At 73.0% G+C, this 17898-nt stretch carries 16 protein-coding genes; 11 read left to right on the forward strand and 5 right to left on the reverse strand.

All coding sequences use genetic code 11. The features are described from left to right. The 6 genes from NBW76_RS10090 (at window position 1) to NBW76_RS10115 (ending at window position 8046) form a co-directional block, all read left to right on the forward strand. Complete coding sequence (locus NBW76_RS10090; protein ID WP_055970349.1) at window positions 1–540, forward strand: arginine repressor; 540 nt, start codon at window positions 1–3, stop codon at window positions 538–540. Further along, window positions 537–1979: an argininosuccinate lyase gene (argH, locus tag NBW76_RS10095; RefSeq protein ID WP_082481949.1), complete on the forward strand. Its 1443-nt coding sequence runs from the start codon at window positions 537–539 to the stop codon at window positions 1977–1979. Before NBW76_RS10090 ends, argH begins: the two co-directional genes overlap by 4 nt. Beyond that, a complete protein-coding gene (locus NBW76_RS10100; protein ID WP_056554961.1) occupies window positions 1976–2218 on the forward strand; it encodes a DivIVA domain-containing protein in 243 nt (80 codons plus the stop codon). The genes argH and NBW76_RS10100 overlap by 4 nt, the downstream gene beginning before the upstream one ends. Window positions 2219–2285: 67 nt before the next feature. Continuing rightward, window positions 2286–6164: a Pls/PosA family non-ribosomal peptide synthetase gene (locus NBW76_RS10105; protein ID WP_056554958.1), complete on the forward strand. Its 3879-nt coding sequence runs from the start codon at window positions 2286–2288 to the stop codon at window positions 6162–6164. Continuing rightward, window positions 6161–7474, forward strand: coding sequence for a M1 family metallopeptidase (locus NBW76_RS10110; RefSeq protein WP_056554955.1), 1314 nt, complete (start codon window positions 6161–6163; stop codon window positions 7472–7474). The genes NBW76_RS10105 and NBW76_RS10110 overlap by 4 nt, the downstream gene beginning before the upstream one ends. Further along, complete coding sequence (locus NBW76_RS10115; RefSeq protein ID WP_055970341.1) at window positions 7471–8046, forward strand: DNA-3-methyladenine glycosylase; 576 nt, start codon at window positions 7471–7473, stop codon at window positions 8044–8046. The genes NBW76_RS10110 and NBW76_RS10115 overlap by 4 nt, the downstream gene beginning before the upstream one ends. A 31-nt stretch (window positions 8047–8077) precedes the next feature. Here the strand turns inward: NBW76_RS10115 and NBW76_RS16875 are convergent, their stop codons facing one another. The 3 genes from NBW76_RS16875 to NBW76_RS10125 all read right to left on the reverse strand — a co-directional run bounded on the left by NBW76_RS16875 (window position 8078) and on the right by NBW76_RS10125 (window position 10522). Next, entirely contained in the window at window positions 8078–8209 is a 132-nt protein-coding gene (locus NBW76_RS16875) for a hypothetical protein (protein WP_255353835.1), read from the reverse strand. A gap of 94 nt (window positions 8210–8303) precedes the next feature. Beyond that, complete coding sequence (locus tag NBW76_RS10120) at window positions 8304–8969, reverse strand: response regulator (protein WP_082480850.1); 666 nt, start codon at window positions 8967–8969, stop codon at window positions 8304–8306. After that, window positions 8966–10522, reverse strand: a complete 1557-nt coding sequence (locus NBW76_RS10125) for an ATP-binding protein (protein ID WP_162239220.1) — start codon at window positions 10520–10522, stop codon at window positions 8966–8968. The genes NBW76_RS10120 and NBW76_RS10125 overlap by 4 nt, the downstream gene beginning before the upstream one ends. A gap of 112 nt (window positions 10523–10634) precedes the next feature. Here NBW76_RS10125 and NBW76_RS10130 point away from each other — a divergent pair, with 112 nt between their 5' ends. The 4 genes from NBW76_RS10130 to NBW76_RS10145 are packed head-to-tail and all read left to right on the forward strand — an operon-like array spanning window position 10635 to window position 14072. Then, entirely contained in the window at window positions 10635–11669 is a 1035-nt protein-coding gene (locus NBW76_RS10130) for a tripartite tricarboxylate transporter substrate binding protein (RefSeq protein ID WP_055970337.1), read from the forward strand. Continuing rightward, complete coding sequence (locus tag NBW76_RS10135; RefSeq protein ID WP_055970334.1) at window positions 11666–12190, forward strand: tripartite tricarboxylate transporter TctB family protein; 525 nt, start codon at window positions 11666–11668, stop codon at window positions 12188–12190. Before NBW76_RS10130 ends, NBW76_RS10135 begins: the two co-directional genes overlap by 4 nt. Continuing rightward, entirely contained in the window at window positions 12190–13689 is a 1500-nt protein-coding gene (locus NBW76_RS10140; protein WP_082481947.1) for a tripartite tricarboxylate transporter permease, read from the forward strand. The genes NBW76_RS10135 and NBW76_RS10140 overlap by 1 nt, the downstream gene beginning before the upstream one ends. Beyond that, window positions 13686–14072 carry a universal stress protein gene (locus NBW76_RS10145; RefSeq protein ID WP_055970329.1) on the forward strand — a complete coding sequence of 129 codons (387 nt, stop codon included), beginning with the start codon at window positions 13686–13688 and terminating at the stop codon, window positions 14070–14072. The genes NBW76_RS10140 and NBW76_RS10145 overlap by 4 nt, the downstream gene beginning before the upstream one ends. A 221-nt stretch (window positions 14073–14293) precedes the next feature. On the opposite strand, the gene NBW76_RS10150 is transcribed toward NBW76_RS10145, so the two are convergent. Together NBW76_RS10150 and NBW76_RS10155 are read right to left on the reverse strand one after the other, a co-directional pair. Then, a complete protein-coding gene (locus tag NBW76_RS10150; RefSeq protein ID WP_056554953.1) occupies window positions 14294–14941 on the reverse strand; it encodes a DsbA family protein in 648 nt (215 codons plus the stop codon). 36 nt (window positions 14942–14977) lie between these two features. After that, on the reverse strand, window positions 14978–16060 hold the full coding sequence (locus NBW76_RS10155; protein ID WP_055970322.1) for an acyltransferase: 1083 nt from the start codon (window positions 16058–16060) through the stop codon (window positions 14978–14980). A gap of 68 nt (window positions 16061–16128) precedes the next feature. Between NBW76_RS10155 and tyrS the strand changes: the two genes are divergently transcribed. Beyond that, a complete protein-coding gene (tyrS, locus tag NBW76_RS10160; protein WP_055970319.1) occupies window positions 16129–17439 on the forward strand; it encodes a tyrosine--tRNA ligase in 1311 nt (436 codons plus the stop codon). Window positions 17440–17898 lie beyond the last annotated feature (459 nt).

Genomic DNA, 17898 nt, shown 5'->3' on the forward strand with positions numbered 1-17898 from the left:
GTGGCCGTGAGCATCCCCGACACCAAGCCCGCGCGCCAGCGGCTCATCATCGACCTGCTCGGGCGGACGGCGGTGCGCTCGCAGGCCGAGCTGGTCGCGCTGCTGCAGGAGCACGGCGTCACGGCGACGGCCTCCACGGTCTCGCGCGACCTCGTCGACCTCGACGCCGTCCGCGTGCGCAACTCCGCGGGAGCGCTGGTGTACGCCGTGCCGGCCGAGGGGGGCGACCGCACACCGCGCGCGGCCGAGGACGGGCCGGCGTCGCAGCAGCGCCTCTCGCGGTTGCTGCGCGAGCTGCTCGTGTCGGCCGAGGCGTCGGCCAACCTGGTCGTGCTGCGCACGCCGCCCGGCGCGGCGCAGTTCCTGGCCTCCGCCGTCGACCACACCGGGCAGGCCGACGTGCTGGGCACCATCGCCGGCGACGACACGGTCATGATGATCTGCCGTGACCCGGACGGCGGCGCCGCCGTCGCGGCCCGGTTCACCGAGCTCGCCGAGCTCCCCACCGACACCCGATCCACGAGCGAGGGGACACCATGAGCGACACCGACGACGACCTGACCCGCCCAGCCGCGGGCGACGACGCCGGAACGGGAGACTCCCGCCTGTGGGGCGGTCGCTTCGCCGGCGGCCCGTCGCCGGAGCTGACCGAGCTCTCGCGCTCGACGCACTTCGACTGGCGGCTCGCTCCGTACGACCTGCGTGGCTCGCGGGCGCACGCCCAGGTGCTGCACGCCGCAGGCCTGCTGACCGACGACGACCTGGCCGCGATGCTCCAGGGGATCGACGCGCTCGACGCCGACGTCGCCTCGGGCGCGTTCACGGCCGACCCGGGTGACGAGGACGTGCACTCGGCGCTGGAGCGCGGGCTCGTCGAGCGACTCGGGCCCGATCTCGGCGGACGCCTGCGGGCGGGTCGCTCCCGCAACGACCAGGTCGCCACGCTGTTCAAGATCTACCTGCGCGAGCACGCCCACCGGATCGGCGACCTGCTCCGGGACCTGGTGACCGCCCTGGCGGACCAGGCCGAGCAGCACCTCGGTGCGCCCATGCCGGGACGCACCCACCTGCAGCACGCCCAGCCGGTCCTGCTGTCGCACCACCTCCTGGCGCACGCGTGGCCGCTGGTGCGCGACCTCGACCGCCTCGCCGACTGGGACGACCGCGTGGCCGACGACTCGCCGTACGGGTCGGGCGCGCTGGCCGGGTCCTCGCTCGGGCTGGACCCCGAGAAGGTCGCGGCGAGCCTGGGGTTCACCGGCTCCACCGCCAACTCGATCGACGGCACGGCCGCACGCGACTTCGTGGCGGAGCTGGCCTTCGTCCTCGCCCAGGTGGGTGTCGACGTCTCCCGGCTGGCCGAGGAGATCATCCTCTGGAACACCAAGGAGTTCGACTTCGTCACGCTCGACGACGGGTACTCGACGGGGTCGAGCATCATGCCGCAGAAGAAGAACCCCGACATCGCCGAGCTCGCCCGCGGGAAGGCCGGTCGGCTGATCGGCAACCTCACCGGGCTGCTGGCCACGCTGAAGGCCCTGCCGCTGGCCTACAACCGCGACCTCCAGGAGGACAAGGAGCCGGTCTTCGACTCCGTCGACACCCTCGAGGTCCTGCTGCCCGCCTTCACCGGCATGGTCCGCACGCTCACGTTCCACACCGAGCGCATGGCCGCCCTGGCTCCCCAGGGGTTCGCGCTGGCCACCGACGTCGCCGAGTGGCTCGTCCGTGAGGGTGTGCCGTTCCGCGTCGCGCACGAGCTCTCGGGGGCGTGCGTGCAGGAGTGCGAGCGCCGAGGGATCGAGCTGTGGGACCTCAGTGACGACGACTTCGCCCGCATCTCGCCCCACCTCACGCCCGGCGTGCGCAGCGTCCTGTCGCTCGAGGGCTCCATCTCCTCGCGAGACGGCCGCGGCGGCACCGCGCTCGTCCGGGTCACGGAGCAGCTCGCCGAGGTCCGGGCGCGGGTGGCGCAGTGACGGCCCCGCGCTTCCCGCTCGTCCGGTTCCGCGAGGGGTACGACGCGGGGGAGGTGGACGCCTTCCTCGCCGACGTCGAGCCGAGGGTGACCGGCCGAGCGGACGGCTCGGTCGCCGCCCTGATCCGCGAGGCGCGCTTCACCCCCGTGCGACTCCGCCAGGGCTACGACATGGGCGCCGTGGACGCCCACCTCGACGTACTGCACGCCCGGGCGGAGCGGGGCTCGCCCCGCGCCTGATCGAGGTCCCGCTCGCCGGGTCCACGTCGTTCACCGACCGTTCACGGGGGTCCGGCAGCATGCGCGGGTGCTCGACAGCGTGAGGGTCCCGGCCACGTTCCTGCGGTCGGGCCGCGCCGCACCTCCTCGGACCCTCGTGGACGTCCTGACCGCGACGGCCGACGCCCACGGCAGCGAGCCCGCCCTCGCGTGCGGCGACGTCGTGCTGACCTACGACCAGCTGCTCGAGACCGCCGGTGCCCTCGCGGACGAGCTGGGCTCGGTCGGTGTCGGCCGCGGAGCCCGGGTCGGGGTGCGCGTGTCCTCGGGGACGACGGACCTGCACGTCGCCATCCTGGGCGTCCTCCTCGCGGGGGCGGCCTACGTGCCGATCGACGTCGACGACCCGCCGGAGCGCGCGGCCACGGTGCTGCGCGAGGCCCAGGCCGACGCGGTCGTGACCGACGGCCTCGTCGTGCGCCGCCTCCGGGACGAGGTGCGCGGGTCCGGCGCGGTCGAGCCGCCGCGGCTCGAGGACGACGCCTGGATCATCTTCACGTCGGGCTCCACCGGCACGCCGAAGGGCGTCGCCGTCACGCACCGCTCCGCCGCTGCGTTCGTCGACGCCGAGTCGGTGCTGTTCTGCCAGGACGCCCCGCTCGGTCCCGGCGACCGCGTGATGGCCGGCCTGTCCGTCGCCTTCGACGCCTCCTGCGAGGAGATGTGGTTGGCGTGGGGGCACGGCGCGTGCCTCGTCCCTGCGCCGCGCTCGCTCGTCCGCAGCGGCGCCGACCTCGCCCCGTGGCTGGTCGCCAACGACGTCAGCGTGGTGTCCACCGTGCCCACCCTCGTGCTCATGTGGCCGCCGTCGGCCCTCGACGCGGTGCGGCTGCTGATCCTCGGCGGCGAGGCGTGCCCACCGGAGATCGGCGAGCGCTTCGCCACCGCCGAGCGCGAGGTGTGGAACACGTACGGACCGACGGAGGCCACGGTGGTGGCGTGCGGCGCGCGCCTGCAGCCCGGCGAGCCCGTGCGCATCGGACTGCCGCTGGAGGGATGGGACCTCGCGGTCGTCGACGACCAGGAGCAGCCCGTGCCGCCGGGGGAGACCGGGCAGCTCGTCATCGGTGGGGTCGGGCTCGCCCGCTACCTCGACCCCGAGAAGGACGCCGCCACCTACGCGCCGATGCCCTCGCTCGGCTGGGAGCGCGCCTACCGCAGCGGTGACCGCGTCGTGCTCGACGAGGACGGTCTGCTCTTCGCCGGACGGGCCGACGACCAGGTCAAGATCGGCGGCCGTCGGATCGAGCTGGGCGAGGTGGATAACGCGCTGCTGGCCCTGCCCGGCGTCGAGGCGGCGGCCGCGGCCGTCCGCCGCTCGGAGGCCGGCAACAGCGTGCTCGTGGGCTACGTGGTGGCCGACGCGGGCTTCGACGCCAAGGCCTCCCGGCCGCTGCTGCGCGAGCGGCTCCCTGCCGCGTCCGTGCCGCGGATCGCCGTCGTCGACGCGATCCCCGTCCGCACCTCGGGGAAGGTCGACCGCGACGCGCTGCCGTGGCCGCTGGAGTCGACGACGACCACGGCCCTCGACGGGACGGCCGCGCTGGTGGCCGACGCCTGGACCCGGATCCTCGGCTCGGCCGTCGGCGGGCCCGGCGACGACTTCTTCGAGGCCGGAGGGTCGAGCCTGACGGCGGCCCAGCTCGTGGCCCGGTTGCGCGAGACACACCCGGAGGTGACCGTCGCCGACGTGTACGAGGCCCCGACCGTGGGTGCGCTCGCCGCCCGGCTGGACACCCTGACGACCCCGGCGGTCGTGCAGGCGCGCGAGGTGCGTCCCGTGCCGCGCCGGTCCGCGCTCGCCCAGCTGCTGCTCCTGCTGCCCCTGCGGGCGCTAGGCGGGCTCGTCTGGATCGCCTGGCTCCTCGTCGGCGTCCAGGTGCTCGCGGTCGGCACCGGCGCACCCTGGTGGCCGGAGCCGGGCTGGCCGGCGGCGGCCTGCGCGGTCCTGGTGCTGCTCCCGCCCGTGCGGGCGCTGCTGGCCGCAGGGCTGGTGCGGCTCCTGCTGCGTCCGCTCACGCCCGGCACCCATCCGCGTGGCGGGCGTGTCCACCGTCGACTCTGGGCCGCCGAGCTCGTCGTCGAGGAGCTGCGCGTCGGGTCGCTCGCCGGCGTCGGGGCGCTCAGCCTGTTCGCGCGCCTGCTCGGCGCCAAGGTGGGGGAGGGCGTCGACCTGCACGCCATGCCGTCCCTCACCGGGCTGCTGACCCTGGGGCGCGGATCCACCGTCGAGCCGGAGACGGACCTGTCGGGCCACTGGGTCGACGGCGACCGGTTGGTCGTCGGCCCGGTGCGCGTGCGGGCCGAGGCGCGCGTCGGCGTCCGCAGCACCCTGGGTCCGGGTGTCGTGGTCGGACGGGGCGCCGAGGTCGGCGCGGGGTCCACGGTGCTCGCGGACGTCCCCGACGACGTCTACGTCTCGGGCGCGCCGTCCGTGCGCGTCGGGGAGGCGCGTGGTCCGGCCGAGCGTCACACGGCCCCGCGCCGGCGCGGCTGGCCCACCGCCTACGCGCTCACCGGGGCGGCCCTGTCGGCCGTGCCGGTGGTCGCGGTCGGGCTCACCGCGGTCGCCGTCGTGGGTGCGGCCTGGACGGTCGGCGGCCGGCCGGACGGCCTGGTCGCGGCGCTCACGCAGCTCGCCCTGCTGCTCCCGCTCGTGGCGGTGCTGTCCCTCCCGGTGCTGGCCGGACTCGTGTGGGCCGTCGTCAGGCTGGCCTCGCGCGGGGTGGTCGCGGGGGTGCACCCGATCCACGGCCGAGCCGCGTGGAGCGCCTGGACGGTGCTGCGCGTGCTGGACAGTGCCCGCGAGTGGCTGTTCCCGCTGTACTCGAGCAGCCTGACCCCGGCGTGGCTGCGGGCGCTCGGCGCCGACGTCGGTCGCGACGTCGAGGCCTCGACGGTCCTGATGCTGCCGACGCTCACGTCGGTCGGTGACGGTGCCTTCCTCGCCGACGACACGATGCTCGGCATGTACGAGCTGGGAGGCGGCTGGCTGCGCGTCGAGCAGGTCAAGGTCGGCCGGCGTGCCTTCGTCGGCAACTCCGGCATGGCCGCACCCGGCCGGAAGGTCCCCGCCCGCGGCCTCGTGGCGGTGCTGTCGGCGGCACCGCGGCGCGCCAAGGCGAAGAAGGGGTCCTCCTGGCTCGGGAGCCCGCCCACCAAGCTGCGGCGGGTCGTCGGCGACGTCGACGAGGGCCGCACCTACGAACCGGGCCGACGTCTGCGCGTCGCGCGGGGCGCCCTCGAGCTCTGCCGCGTGCTGGCCGTCGTGGCGTCGGCCGCGCTCGGCCTCACCGCCGCCGCTGCCCTCCTGCTCGTGGCCGACACCGCGGGCTGGTGGCCGGCCGTGCTGGTGGCCGGTCCGGTGCTGCTGGTCGTGGGCCTCGTCGCGGCCGCCGTGGCGACGGCGGCCAAGTGGATCCTGGTGGGCCGCGTCCGGGTCACCGAGCACCCGCTCTGGAGCGGGTTCGTGTGGCGCAACGAGCTGGCCGACACGTTCGTGGAGGTCGTGGCCGCGCCGTGGTTCTGCCGATGGGCCCTCGGGACCGCGGCGCTGCCGTGGTGGCTGCGCAGCCTCGGCGCCCGGGTCGGACGCGGTGTCTGGTGCGAGACGTACTGGTGGCCCGAGCCCGACCTGGTGACGGTCGGCGACGGTGCGACGGTCAACCGGGGGTGCGTGGTGCAGACCCACCTCTTCCATGATCGGATACTCAGCATGGACGAGGTGCGGCTGGATGCAGGGGCCACGCTCGGCCCCCACGGCGTGGTGCTTCCTGCTGCGCGGATCGGGCGCCACGCCCGCGTCGGGCCGGGATCGCTGGTGATGCGCGGTGAGCACGTCCCGGCCGGGACCAGCTGGGTCGGCAACCCGATCGGGCCCTGGACCGACGCGACGGCACCCGCGTGAAGCGCGGCTCCGGCGACGGATCCGTCGACGAGCGCTACGTCCCGCACCACGGCGACCCGACGTACACGGTCACGCACTACGACCTCGTGGTCGACTACGTGCCCGAGTCCAACCGCCTGACCGGCACCGCCGTCCTCCAGGTCCGGGCCGTGGAGCCGCTGCGGCGGCTGCGTCTCGACCTCAACGACCTGCGCGTGCAGAAGGTGCTGGTCGACGGCGTCCGCGCCACGTACCGGCAGCACCGGGCCTGGGTGTCCGTCGAGGTCGGCCACGAGCTGGCCGCCGGCGAGGAGGCCGAGGTGCTCGTCGCCTACGGCGGCCGTCCGCACCCCATGCGAGGCCTCGACGGCGACGCCGGCTGGGAGGAGCTGGAGGAGGGATCGATCGTGGCGTCGCAGCCGCACGGCGCGCCCTCGTGGTTCCCGTGCAACGACCTGCCGTCGGTCAAGGCGCCGTTCCGGATGGAGCTCTCGGTGCCGCAGGCCTTCAGCGTCGTCGCCAACGGCCTGCCGGGGGAGACCCGCCGCACCGCCGGACGCACGGTCCAGGTCTTCGACCAGCCCGAGCCCATGGCCACCTACCTCGCCACGGTGCACGTGGGCGACTTCGTCCAGGTCGACCAGGCCACGTCGCCGGTGCCCGTGGGCATCGTGGTCCCGCCCGACCGCCGCGAGCAGGCCGTGGCCGCGCTCGCCGACCAGCCGGCGATGGCGGCCTACTTCCACGGCGTCTTCGGGCCGTACCCGTTCGGCCGCTACCTCGCGGTGGTGACGCCCGACGACCTCGAGATCCCGCTCGAGGCGCAGGGACTCTCGATCTTCGGGCCGAACCTGCTGCACGACGGCTGGGACGCCCAACGGCTCATCGCGCACGAGCTGGCCCACCAGTGGTTCGGCAACAGCGTCACCCTCGGCCACTGGAACGACATCTGGCTGCACGAGGGCTTCGCCTGCTACGCCGAGTGGCTGTGGTCGGAGGAGTCCGGGCGCGAGAGCGCCGACGAGCAGGCCGCGCACCACCACGCGAGGCTCGCCGAGAAGGACCAGGACCTCCTGCTCGCCGACCCGGGCCCGGACCTCATGTTCGACGACCGCCTCTACAAGCGCGGCGCCCTCGCCCTGCACGCCCTGCGCAGGACCGTCGGCGACGACGCGTTCTTCGACGTCCTGCGCACCTGGACCGACCGGTTCCGGTACTCCAACGCCACCACGGCCGACCTCGAGCAGGTCGTCACCGACGTCACCGGCTCGCCCCGCACCGACCTGTTCGACGCCTGGGTGAGAGGCACCGACCTCCCGGACCTGCCGTGAGCGGCACGGACGACGTCGGCGCACGGGCCGTGGGCCTGCTGGGACGTGAGCTCCACGGGCACGACGTGACGGTGCGCATCACCGAGGTCGAGGCCTACGGGGGCGTGCTGGACCCCGCGTCGCACGCCTACACCCGGACGGAGCGTTCGGAGATCATGTACGGCCCGCCCTGGCGGCTCTACGTCTACCGGTCCTACGGGATCCACTGGTGCGCGAACGTCGTGACCGGTCCGACGGAGCAGGCCGCCGCGGTGCTGGTGCGGGCCGGCGAGGTCGTCCACGGCACGGACGTGGCGAGACGGCGACGGGGCGAGGTGGCCGATCATCGGCTCGCCCGCGGACCGGGGAACCTGGCCCGGGCCCTGGGCATCAGCGCCGCGGACCTGGGCAGCGACCTGCTGGACCCGTCGTCGGGCGTGCACCTGGGGCCGGAGCGCGGCGTCGAGATCGACGTGGCGCAGGGGCCGCGCGTGGGCGTGGCGAAGGCGGCCGACGTGCCGTGGCGGTTCTGGATCGCGGGGGACCCGACGGTCTCGGCCTACCGGCGTTCCCCGCGTGCCCCGCGGCCGTGATCGAGGACGGTCCTGCCGGGTTCTGCTCGCGTCAGTGACCGAGGCGCTCGAGCAGCCGGTCGAGGGCGACGAAGGCCCCGACGAAGATCGCGCTGACGACGGACCAGCCGGCGTGCGGACGCGCGACGACCTGCGTCCGGGGGAGCGTGGCGACGGGCTGCATGCGGTGAAGCCTGCCACAGGTCCTCGGCATTGGGAAGGAGAAAGGCCCGACTGACCTGGGTCGAAGGTCCCGCGTGCGACCCTCGAGCAGGCCGTCAGGCCCGCCGGTAGCGGCGTTCCGGCCGACCCGCACCGCCGTAGCGCAACCTGACCTGCGCCTGGCCCGTGCCGACGAAGTGCTCGAGGTAGCGACGGGCGGTGACGCGGGCGAGCCCCAGCCGCTCGGCCGCGTCGGTCGCGGACAGGTCGTCGCTCCCGTCGAGCAGCCCCTCCACGAGTCGGGCCGTCTCGCGGCTCAGCCCCTTGGGCAGCGCGGCCGCGCCCGAGGAGGCGCGCGCCGCGCCGAAGGCCCGATCGATCGCCTCCTGGTCGGTCTCCCCGTCGCCGAGAGCGCGCAGTGCGCCTCGCACGCGGTGCAGGCGCTCCACGAGGTCCTGCTGCTCGAACGGCTTGACCACGTACTGCATGGCACCGCCGGCGAGTGCGGCCCGCACCGTGTCGGCCTCCCGCTCGGCCGTCACCATGACGACCCCGGCGCGACTGCCCTCCTCGCGCAGCCGCGCCAGCACCTCGAGTCCGCCCAGGTCGGGGAGGTGGACGTCGAGCAGCACCAGGTCGGGGTCCAGGTCCGCGGCGAGCCGCAACGCCTCCTGGCCGTTGGCGGCGACGCCCACCACCTCGAACCCGTCCGCCAGCTCCACGAACCGGGCGTGCAGACGGGCCACCATGAAGTCGTCGTCGACGACGAGGACCGACGTCACGAGGACTCCCAGGGCAGCACCACGCGGAACAGGCTAGGCCGCGCCTCGTCGATGGTCACCGACCCGCCCCGTCGCTCGCACAGCAGACGCACCAGCGCGAGGCCGATCCCGCGGCCGCCGAGGACCTCCGGCTTCGTCGAGAACCCTCGGACGAACACGGTCTCGCGCAGGTCGCGGGGGACCCCGTCGCCGGAGTCCTCGACCTCGATCACGAGCGCGGTGTCGTCCGCGCGTGCGTCGAGCCGGACGCGGGCCTGGGTCCGGCCCCGGCAGGCGTCGATGGCGTTGTCGACCAGGTTGCCCAGGATCGTCGTCGTGTCGGCCGAGAGGTCGGGAGGCAGCGGCGGGACCTCGCAGTCCGGCGCGATCTCGAGCAGCACGCCCGCCTCGTCGGCCTGGCTGCTCTTGGCGATGAGCAACGCGGCCGTCGCCGGGTCCTCGACGTGGTCGGCGACGTCGCTCTCGCGGTCGGCGCGGACGCCGACGATGCGGGTCACCAGGGCCCGCGCCTCGTCCGGCTCGTCCAGCTCCAGCAGTCCGGAGATCGTGTGCAGCTGGTTCGCGAACTCGTGCGTCTGGGCGCGCAGAGCGTCCGTGATCGACAGGTTGGAACCCAGCTGCTGCTGCACCGCCACGAGCTCGGTGCGGTCGCGCATCGTCACGACGCTGCCGACCCCCTCGTCACGGGTCGCCGCGCGACGTCGGTTCAGCACCAGGACGCGTTGGCCGGTGACCACCACGAGGTCGCTGGCGTCGGCGGGATCGACGAGCAGCTGCGCGAGGTGCGGCTCGAGCCCGAGGTCGCCCACCGAGCGGCCGAGGGAGGCATCGTGCAGCCCGAGCAGCTCCAGGGCCGCGTCGTTGACCATGGTCACCCGGCCGGCCGGGTCGAGACCGAGGACACCCTCGCGGATGCTGTGCAGCAGGGCCTGGCGGTGGTCGGCGAGCCTCGCGAAGTCGCGGGTCCCGAGTCCGCGCGTGCGGCGACGGACGATGCGGGAGACGGCCCAGGACCCCAGGATGCCGAGGCCGGCGCCCACGCCGAGGAACAGCGCGAGGTCCGGTGCCGCGTTGCTGGCCCGTTGCCAGGAGGAGGGGTACGTCTGCTCGACCAGCACGGCTCCGGCGAAGGTCCCCTCGTCGTCGAGGACGGGTGCGTGCCCGGTCAGCACGCGGGCACGGTCGGTCGTCACCGACCCGGTCCAGCCGCGTCCCTCGAGGACCCTGCTGTCGCCGAGCGCGGCGGTCGTCCCGACGAGAGCCGGTCGCGTGGACGCCACCACCTTCCCCCGCCGGTCGACCACGGAGGCCACGTCGGCACCGGAGAGCGAGACCGCCCGGTCGACCGCCGGAGCGAGCTCGCGCGCCGCGTCGGTCGACCCGACCCGGTCCCGCACGACCGCCACGTTGGCGAGGTACTCGGCGGCGGACCGCAGCCGCGCCCCGCGGTCGTCCTCGAAGGACCGGGTGGCCTGCTGGAAGGAGAGCACGCCGACGATCACCAGCACGAGCGCGACGACGGCGAGCTGGAGGACGAGGAACTGACCGGCCAACGTACGTCGACCCGGTCGCGGCGACCACAACGAACACAACCTCCTTTGCGCACCCAATCGTGACGCAGGCCACGTCTGCGTCCATGCTCGGGTCGACCCACCAGGAGGTGTGATGGCCGACACAGGTCAGCGACGACCCGCACGTCGCCCCCGCAGGACACCGGACCGACGCCGCCGCTCGGCGGTCTTCGTGGCCCTCGTGCTCGCGATCGTCACCGCGCTCAGCGGTTGCGGCGTGACGCGCGGCGGCGACGACCCCGACAACCGGCGGCTGCGCATGATGATCCCGAACAGCCCCGGAGGTGGGTACGACCTCACGGGCCGTGCCGCGGCCCAGGTCCTCGAGGAGGACGGCCTCACCGGTCGGTTCGAGATCACCAACGTCATCGGCGCCAGCGGCACCGTCGCCATGCAGCGGCTGCTCAACGAGCGCGGTGCCGACGACCTCATGATGCTCATGGGGCTGGGCGTGGTGGGCGCGACCTACACCAACGACTCGCGTGCTCGCGTCTCCGACGCGACGCCCATCGCGAAGCTCGTCGAGGAGCAGGAGGGACTGCTCGTCCCGGCCGACTCGCCGTTCGAGACCGTCGACGACCTGGTCGAGGCGTGGAAGGCCGACCCGCGGTCCGTGACCGTCGGCGGCGGCTCGTCGCCCGGCGGTCCCGACCACCTGTTCCCGATGCAGCTGGCCCAGGAGCTGGGCATCGACCCGAACGACGTCAACTACATCGCCTACGACGGCGGTGGCCCGCTCACGACCGCCCTCCTGGGCGAGAAGATCCAGGTCGGCACGTCGGGCCTCGGCGAGTTCCAGGGTCAGATCGACGACGGCTCGCTGCGCGTGCTCGCGGTCTCCGGCGACGACCGGCTCGAGGGCATCGACGCCCCGACGCTCACCGAGTCCGGCATCGACCTGGTCTTCACCAACTGGCGCGGGATGCTCGCGCCTCCCGGGATCGACGACGAGACCCGCGCTCTCCTGACCGAGCTGCTCACCGAGATGCACGGCACGAAGGAGTGGCGCGAGGCGCTGAAGCGCAACGGATGGATCGACGCCTTCGCCACGGGCGAGGACTTCGAGACCTTCCTGACGGAGCAGGACGAGCGCGTCGAGTCGACGCTGAAGGAGCTGGGGCTGTCATGACCACCACCCATGAGACGGCGACGGGCCCCGACGGTCCCCGGCTCGTCGACCGTGCCCAGTACGGGCTGGCGGCCTTCCTCGCCGTCGTCGGTGTCGTCGTCGTGGTCGACGCCACGGGCCTGCGACCCGGCTTCGCCGACCAGCCGGTGCAGCCGTCGCTGTTCCCCTACGTGGTCGGCACGGCCCTGGTCGTGCTGGCCGTCGCCCTGGCCGTGGCCACCAGTCGTGGCTCCGTCGCCGAGCCGGAGGGCGGTGAGGACATCGACCTCACCGAGCCCAGCGACTGGGTGACCGTTGCCAAGCTCGCCGGCGTCTTCCTCGCCAACATCCTGCTGATCGGCGTGCTCGGCTGGGCCATCACCGGCGCCATGCTGTTCGCCGGCTGCGCCTGGGCGCTCGGCAGTCGCACGCTCCTCAAGGACGTCGCGATCGGAGCCGCCCTGTCGCTGCTCACCTGGTACGGCTTCTACGTGGGCCTCGGTCTGCCGATCCCGGCCGGTGTCCTGGACGGGGTGCTCTGATGGACATGTTCATGGACGGGCTCGCCAACGCGCTGACGCCCGAGAACCTGCTCTACGCCGTCATCGGCGTGCTGCTCGGCACGATGGTCGGCGTCCTGCCCGGCATCGGCCCGGCGATGACCCTGGCCCTGCTCTTCCCGATCACCTACACGGTGCCGGTCGACAGCGCGCTGATCATGTTCGCCGGCATCTACTACGGCGGCATGTACGGCGGCTCGACGACCTCGATCCTGCTCAACACACCGGGGGAGTCCTCGTCGGTGGTGACGGCCATCGAGGGGAACCAGATGGCCAAGCGCGGCCGGGCCGCGCAGGCACTCGCGACCGCGGCCATCGGGTCGTTCGTCGCCGGCACCATCGCCACCGCCCTGCTCGTGCTGTTCGCGCCGAAGGTCTCCTCCTGGGTCGTCGACCTCGGGGCGCCGTCCTACTTCGCGATCCTGCTGCTGGCCCTGCTCGCCGTCTCCGCGGTGCTCGGCTCGTCGAAGATGCGTGGGTTCATCGCCCTCTTCCTCGGCCTCACGATCGCCCTGGTGGGCACGTCGACCGGACAGGCGCGCCTGACCTTCGGCAGTCCTCTGCTCGCCGACGGGCTCGACGTGGTCGTCGTCGCGGTGGCGATCTTCGCGATCGGCGAGGCCCTGTGGGTCGCGGCGCACCTGCGCCGACGTCCTCTGCAGGTCATTCCCGTCGGCCGTCCCTGGATGGACCGCAAGGACTGGGGCCGCTCGTGGAAGCCGTGGTTGCGCGGCACGGCGTTCGGCTTCCCGTTCGGCGCCCTGCCGGCCGGTGGCGCCGAGGTCCCGACCTTCCTGTCCTACATCACCGAGCGCAAGCTCTCCAAGCACCCGGAGGAGTTCGGCCAGGGCGCCATCGAGGGTGTGGCCGGCCCGGAGGCCGCCAACAACGCGTCGGCGGCCGGCACCATGGTGCCGCTGCTCGCCATCGGCCTGCCGACCACGGCCACGGCCGCGATCATGCTGAACGCCATCCAGTCCTACGGCATCCAGCCCGGACCGCAGCTGTTCGCCAACGAACCAGGGCTCGTCTGGACGCTCCTGGCCAGCCTGTTCGTGGCGAACACCCTGCTGCTCGTGCTCAACCTGCCGCTGGCGCCGGTCTGGGCGAAGCTGCTGCGGGTGCCCCGGCCCTACCTCTACGCGGGCATCCTCTTCTTCGCCTCGTTGGGCGCCTACAGCGTGAGCTTCGAGCCGTTCGACCTCGCCCTCCTGCTCGTGCTGGGCTTCCTCGGCGTTGCCATGCGACGCTTCGGGCTCCCGGTCCTGCCGCTCATCGTGGGTGTCATCCTCGGCCCGTCGCTCGAGAACCAGCTCACGCAGGCGCTGGCCCTGTCCGGCGGCGAGGTCTCGACGCTGTGGAGCGAGCCCGTCGCGAAGATCGTGTACGTGGTCCTGGCGCTCGCGCTGGTCGCCCTGGCGGTCTCGACCGTCCGCGGCCGGTCCGCTCGCCGTCCCGAGAAGCAGGAGGTGTCGGCATGACGTCGACCGTGGTGGTGGCCTACAGCCCGGACGAGTACGGCGAGGCGGCCCTCGAGGCCGGCGCCGAGGAGGCGGGACGGCGAGGTGTCCCCTTGGTCGTCGTCAACGCGACGCGGGGCGACGCCTACGTCGACCCGCACTTCGCCGACGCCGACACCGTCGCCCGCCTGCGGGAGCGGCTGGGCGAGGTCGAGGTGCTCCAGGAGGTCGTCTCCGACGTCGGGGGCGAGGTGGTCCGCGTCGCCGAGGAGCGCGACGCCGAGCTCGTGGTGGTCGGGATCCGGCACCGCTCGCCCGTCGGCAAGGCCCTCATGGGCAGCGTGTCGCAGCGGATCCTGCTCGACGCGCGGTGCCCGGTCCTGGCGGTCAAGCCGCGCGACTGAGCCGTCGGTCCGCGTGTGCGGTCGGGGGCGCCGGAGGTCCGGCGCCCCGTGCTCACCTTGCGGGAGAAGGTCCTGGTCGCGGACCGCGCGGCACGGCGCGACGCGCGCGGCCCGTTGGGGTCACTCGTGCGACGGGTCGGCCACGGGGGCGTCCGGCAGGGCGCACACGCCGTCCTCGCAGGTCGCCGCGTCGTCGGCACCCACCATCTGCAGCGGCCCGCTCACGCCGAGCCCTCCGCCGCCTGGCGCAGGGCGCCGAGGAGGACCTCGGGGTCCTGGGCGCCGGAGACGCCGAGCCGGTCGTCGAGCACGAAGAAGGGGACGCCACGGATGCCGAGCTCGAGGGCACGCTGCTGGTCCGCGCGGACGTCGTCGAGGTGGGCGCCACTCTCCAGTGCCGCCACGACCTCCTCGCGGTCCAGGCCGACCTCCGCCGCCAGGTCGGCCAGGTCGCCGACCCGACCCACGTGGCGTCCCTCGACGAAGTAGGCGGCGAGCAGCCGCTCCTTCATGGCCGCCTGCTGCCCGTGGGACCAGGCGAGGTGCAGGAGCTGGTGCGCCAGGACCGTGTTGGTGTGCTGCAGGGCGGCGAAGTCGTAGGCGAGACCCTCGTCGGCCGCCACGACCGTCATCTGGTCGAGCATGGCCACGACCTGGTCCCGCTGCATCCCCTTGTGCCGCGCGAGGAAGTCGACCTCGTCGCCCTCGAAGTCCACGGGGGTCTCGGGGGAGAGCTCGAAGCTGCGGTAGGTCACCGACACGTCGCCGCCCTCGGCGCGGAAGCGCTCGACGGCCTGCTCGAAGCGGCGCTTCCCGACGTAGCACCAGGGGCACGCCACGTCGGACCAGATCTGCACGTCCACGGTCATGGCCGCGTCAACGACGTCGGAGCGTCGGATGTTCCCTCACCAGATCGATCGCAGCGGCTTGACCCGGTCCATCAGCCAGGCGATCGCGAACGACACCACGAGCGTGATGACGACGGCCACCGGGATGCCGATGACCGGCGAGTCCTGGTACAGACGGCCCGTCGGTCCCTCGGTGCGCACCAGGTGCAGGACGAGGGCGTGCACCAGGTAGATGCGGTAGCTCACCGCGGAGAAGATCCCGATCCACCGTGGCGCAGGCCTCGTCCGCGTGGACGGACGCGTCATGAAGGTGAAGACGCCCGCCGAGAAGAGGAGGACGGGCAGGTTCAGGTTGTCGTAGCCCCACAGCGACGGCTCGGGCTCGGCCTGCTGGCGCCACACCGCCAGCACCACCCAGACGAATCCCACGAGCGCCACCCCCGCGGGCACGACGGCAGGGACGCGGGGTGCGTGGTGGTAGAGCAGGAAACCCAGCAGGAACACGCCGACGTAGCCCGTGGGGACGACGTCGATGAAGCCTCCGTACACGGTCGGCGTGCCCGACCAGAGCAGCGGGAGGAACCGCTGGAGCAGCTCGATGCCGAGGATCAGCGCCACCGCGTAGACCAGGAGGGGGCGGCGCTCGGCCGCCGGCCGGGCGGCGATCGGTCGCAGGAGCGGTGTCAACAGGTACAGGCCGACGAGGACGTACACGAACCACAGGTGGTAGGCGACCGGTCCGCCCAGGGCGTCGCGCACGATCTGCACGGGCGCGGACGGGTCGGGCTCGCCGGCCGACCCGTTGATCAGCTCGGCGTCGCCGGTTCGCGAGGCCCACACCGCGAAGCCGACGTAGACCAGGCTCCAGGTCAGCAGGGGCACGGCGACCTTGCGGGTCTGGCGCACCAGGTCGAAGGAGCGCTCCGGCACCAGGAGCAGGGCCGCGGAGATCATGAAGAAGCAGTTGACGGCGAACCGCCCGGCCGAGTCGTACACGTTCGCGGCGTTGACGTCGGAGAGGAACGCGGTCTGCTCGCCCAGACGTGGGCCGATGACGCCCGCTCCGCCGTGCAGCAGGACGACGCCGACGGTGGCGAGGACCCGGAGTCGGTCGAAGGAGTGAACGCGTCCCTGAGCCATGGCCGCGAGTCTCCCACAGGCGGCCGAGGGCGGACGCGGGTGCAGTCGACGACGGCGAGCCGGGGACAATGGGCCCGGACCCACCCGTTCGACCTCCCAGGAGCTGTTCCGTGACCACTGCCGGAGGATCCGTCCTCGACGACCTGATCGCCCGCGGCCTCGTCGCGCACTCGACCGACCTCGAGGCGCTGCGAGCCGAGATGGACGCCGGTCCGATCGTCTACTACGTCGGGTTCGACCCCACGGCGCCGAGCCTGCACGTGGGCAACCTCCTTCAGGTCCTCACCGCTCGGCGACTCCAGCGAGCCGGCCACCGGCCGATCCTGCTGGTCGGCGGCTCGACCGGCCTGATCGGGGACCCCAAGGAGGCAGGGGAACGGGTCATGAACCCCCGCGAGACGGTTGCCGGGTGGGTCGAGCGCATCCGTGAGCAGGTGAGCCGGTTCGTCGACCTCGACGGTGATCGCGGCGCGATCCTCGTCAACAACCTCGACTGGACCGAGTCGCTCGGGACGATCGACTTCCTGCGCGACGTCGGCAAGCACTTCCCGGTCAACCGGATGCTCGCCCGCGACGTCGTGAGCAGCCGGCTCGAGAGCGGCATCAGCTACACCGAGTTCAGCTACGTCCTCCTGCAGTCGCTGGACTACCTCGAGCTGTTCCGCCGGCACGGCTGCGTGCTCCAGACCGGAGGCAGCGACCAGTGGGGCAACATCACGGCCGGGGTGGAGCTGGTGCGGCGGTCCGAGGGGCGACGTGTGCACGCCGTGGCCACGCCGCTCATCACGAAGGCCGACGGGACGAAGTTCGGCAAGACCGAGAGCGGCACGGTCTGGCTGGACCGCGAGCTCATGAGCCCCTACGCCTTCTACCAGTCCTGGATCCAGGCCGAGGACGCCAAGGTGGGGGAGTACCTGCGCCAGTTCACGTTCCTGGACGTCGAGGAGATCGCGTCGCTCGAGGCCGAGCACGCCGAGCGACCGGGGCTGCGGCTGGCGCAGCGTCGGCTCGCAGCCGAGGTGACCGCGCTGGTGCACGGCCCCGACGAGGTGGCGGCCGCCGAGCTGGCCTCGACGGCCCTGTTCGGCCGGGGCGAGCTCGCCGACCTTCCCGAGCACACGCTGGCCGCAGCCCTGGGGGAGGCCGGCGTCGTGGAGCACGACCCGTCGGACTCGGTGACGGACGCGCTCCTGGCCGCGGGACTCGTCGAGTCCCGCTCTGCCGCTCGCCGCGCCGTCGCCGACGGCGGCGCCTACGTCAACAACGAGCGCGTCACCGACCCCGAGCAGGCCCTCGGCGAGCTGACCACCGTGCACGGCTCGTGGCTCGTCCTGCGACGCGGAAAGCGCCAGATCGCAGGCGTGAAGCTGCGCGCCTGAGCGACGTGGGCCTCGTCACACGGCGTCGATTTGACCCGTCGAGACGCGCTTTTGTACGGTTCTCATGTTGCACCGCACGACGGGGAGCAAGGCCGACAGGCCGGGCGCCCGGGGCGGAGCAGCCGCTCGAACCGAAACGGTCAACGCCAGGGCATCACTGCCCGGAGACTGGCCGCCGACAACGGAGAGCGAGTGGCACGACCCGGGTTTGACCCGCGGTTCGGGGCCATGTAAGTTAGACGAGTTGCCCCGGTGGGGCAGGCCCGCACGGGCCGAACCACTGGTGTGCGTCTGATCCTTGAGAACTCAACAGTGTGCCAAAAGTCGACGAGATAATCAGTAGTAACCCTCGTCTGTGGTGTCGGGGCCCTTGTGGTCTTGATGCTGTGGCGAGTTTTGAAATTCCGACAATTGACTGTCAGCAGTCAGTTCTCAGGAATCAAACCATGTAGTGATGTA

Source organism: Aeromicrobium sp. Leaf245 (genome assembly GCF_942548115.1).
Classification (GTDB): Bacteria; Actinomycetota; Actinomycetes; order Propionibacteriales; family Nocardioidaceae; genus Aeromicrobium.

Excerpts from the sequence above, each read along its gene's own strand:
- argH (WP_082481949.1), top strand. The coding sequence starts at position 537 with ATGAGCGACACCGACGACGACCTGACCCGCCCAGCCGCGGGCGACGAC.
- NBW76_RS16875 (WP_255353835.1), bottom strand. The coding sequence starts at position 8,209 with ATGCAGCCCGTCGCCACGCTCCCCCGGACGCAGGTCGTCGCGCGTCCG.
- NBW76_RS10130 (WP_055970337.1), top strand. The coding sequence starts at position 10,635 with ATGGCCGACACAGGTCAGCGACGACCCGCACGTCGCCCCCGCAGGACA.
- NBW76_RS10135 (WP_055970334.1), top strand. The coding sequence starts at position 11,666 with ATGACCACCACCCATGAGACGGCGACGGGCCCCGACGGTCCCCGGCTC.
- NBW76_RS10140 (WP_082481947.1), top strand. The coding sequence starts at position 12,190 with ATGGACATGTTCATGGACGGGCTCGCCAACGCGCTGACGCCCGAGAAC.
- NBW76_RS10145 (WP_055970329.1), top strand. The coding sequence starts at position 13,686 with ATGACGTCGACCGTGGTGGTGGCCTACAGCCCGGACGAGTACGGCGAG.
- NBW76_RS10150 (WP_056554953.1), bottom strand. The coding sequence starts at position 14,941 with ATGACCGTGGACGTGCAGATCTGGTCCGACGTGGCGTGCCCCTGGTGC.
- NBW76_RS10155 (WP_055970322.1), bottom strand. The coding sequence starts at position 16,060 with ATGGCTCAGGGACGCGTTCACTCCTTCGACCGACTCCGGGTCCTCGCC.
- tyrS (WP_055970319.1), top strand. The coding sequence starts at position 16,129 with ATGGGCCCGGACCCACCCGTTCGACCTCCCAGGAGCTGTTCCGTGACC.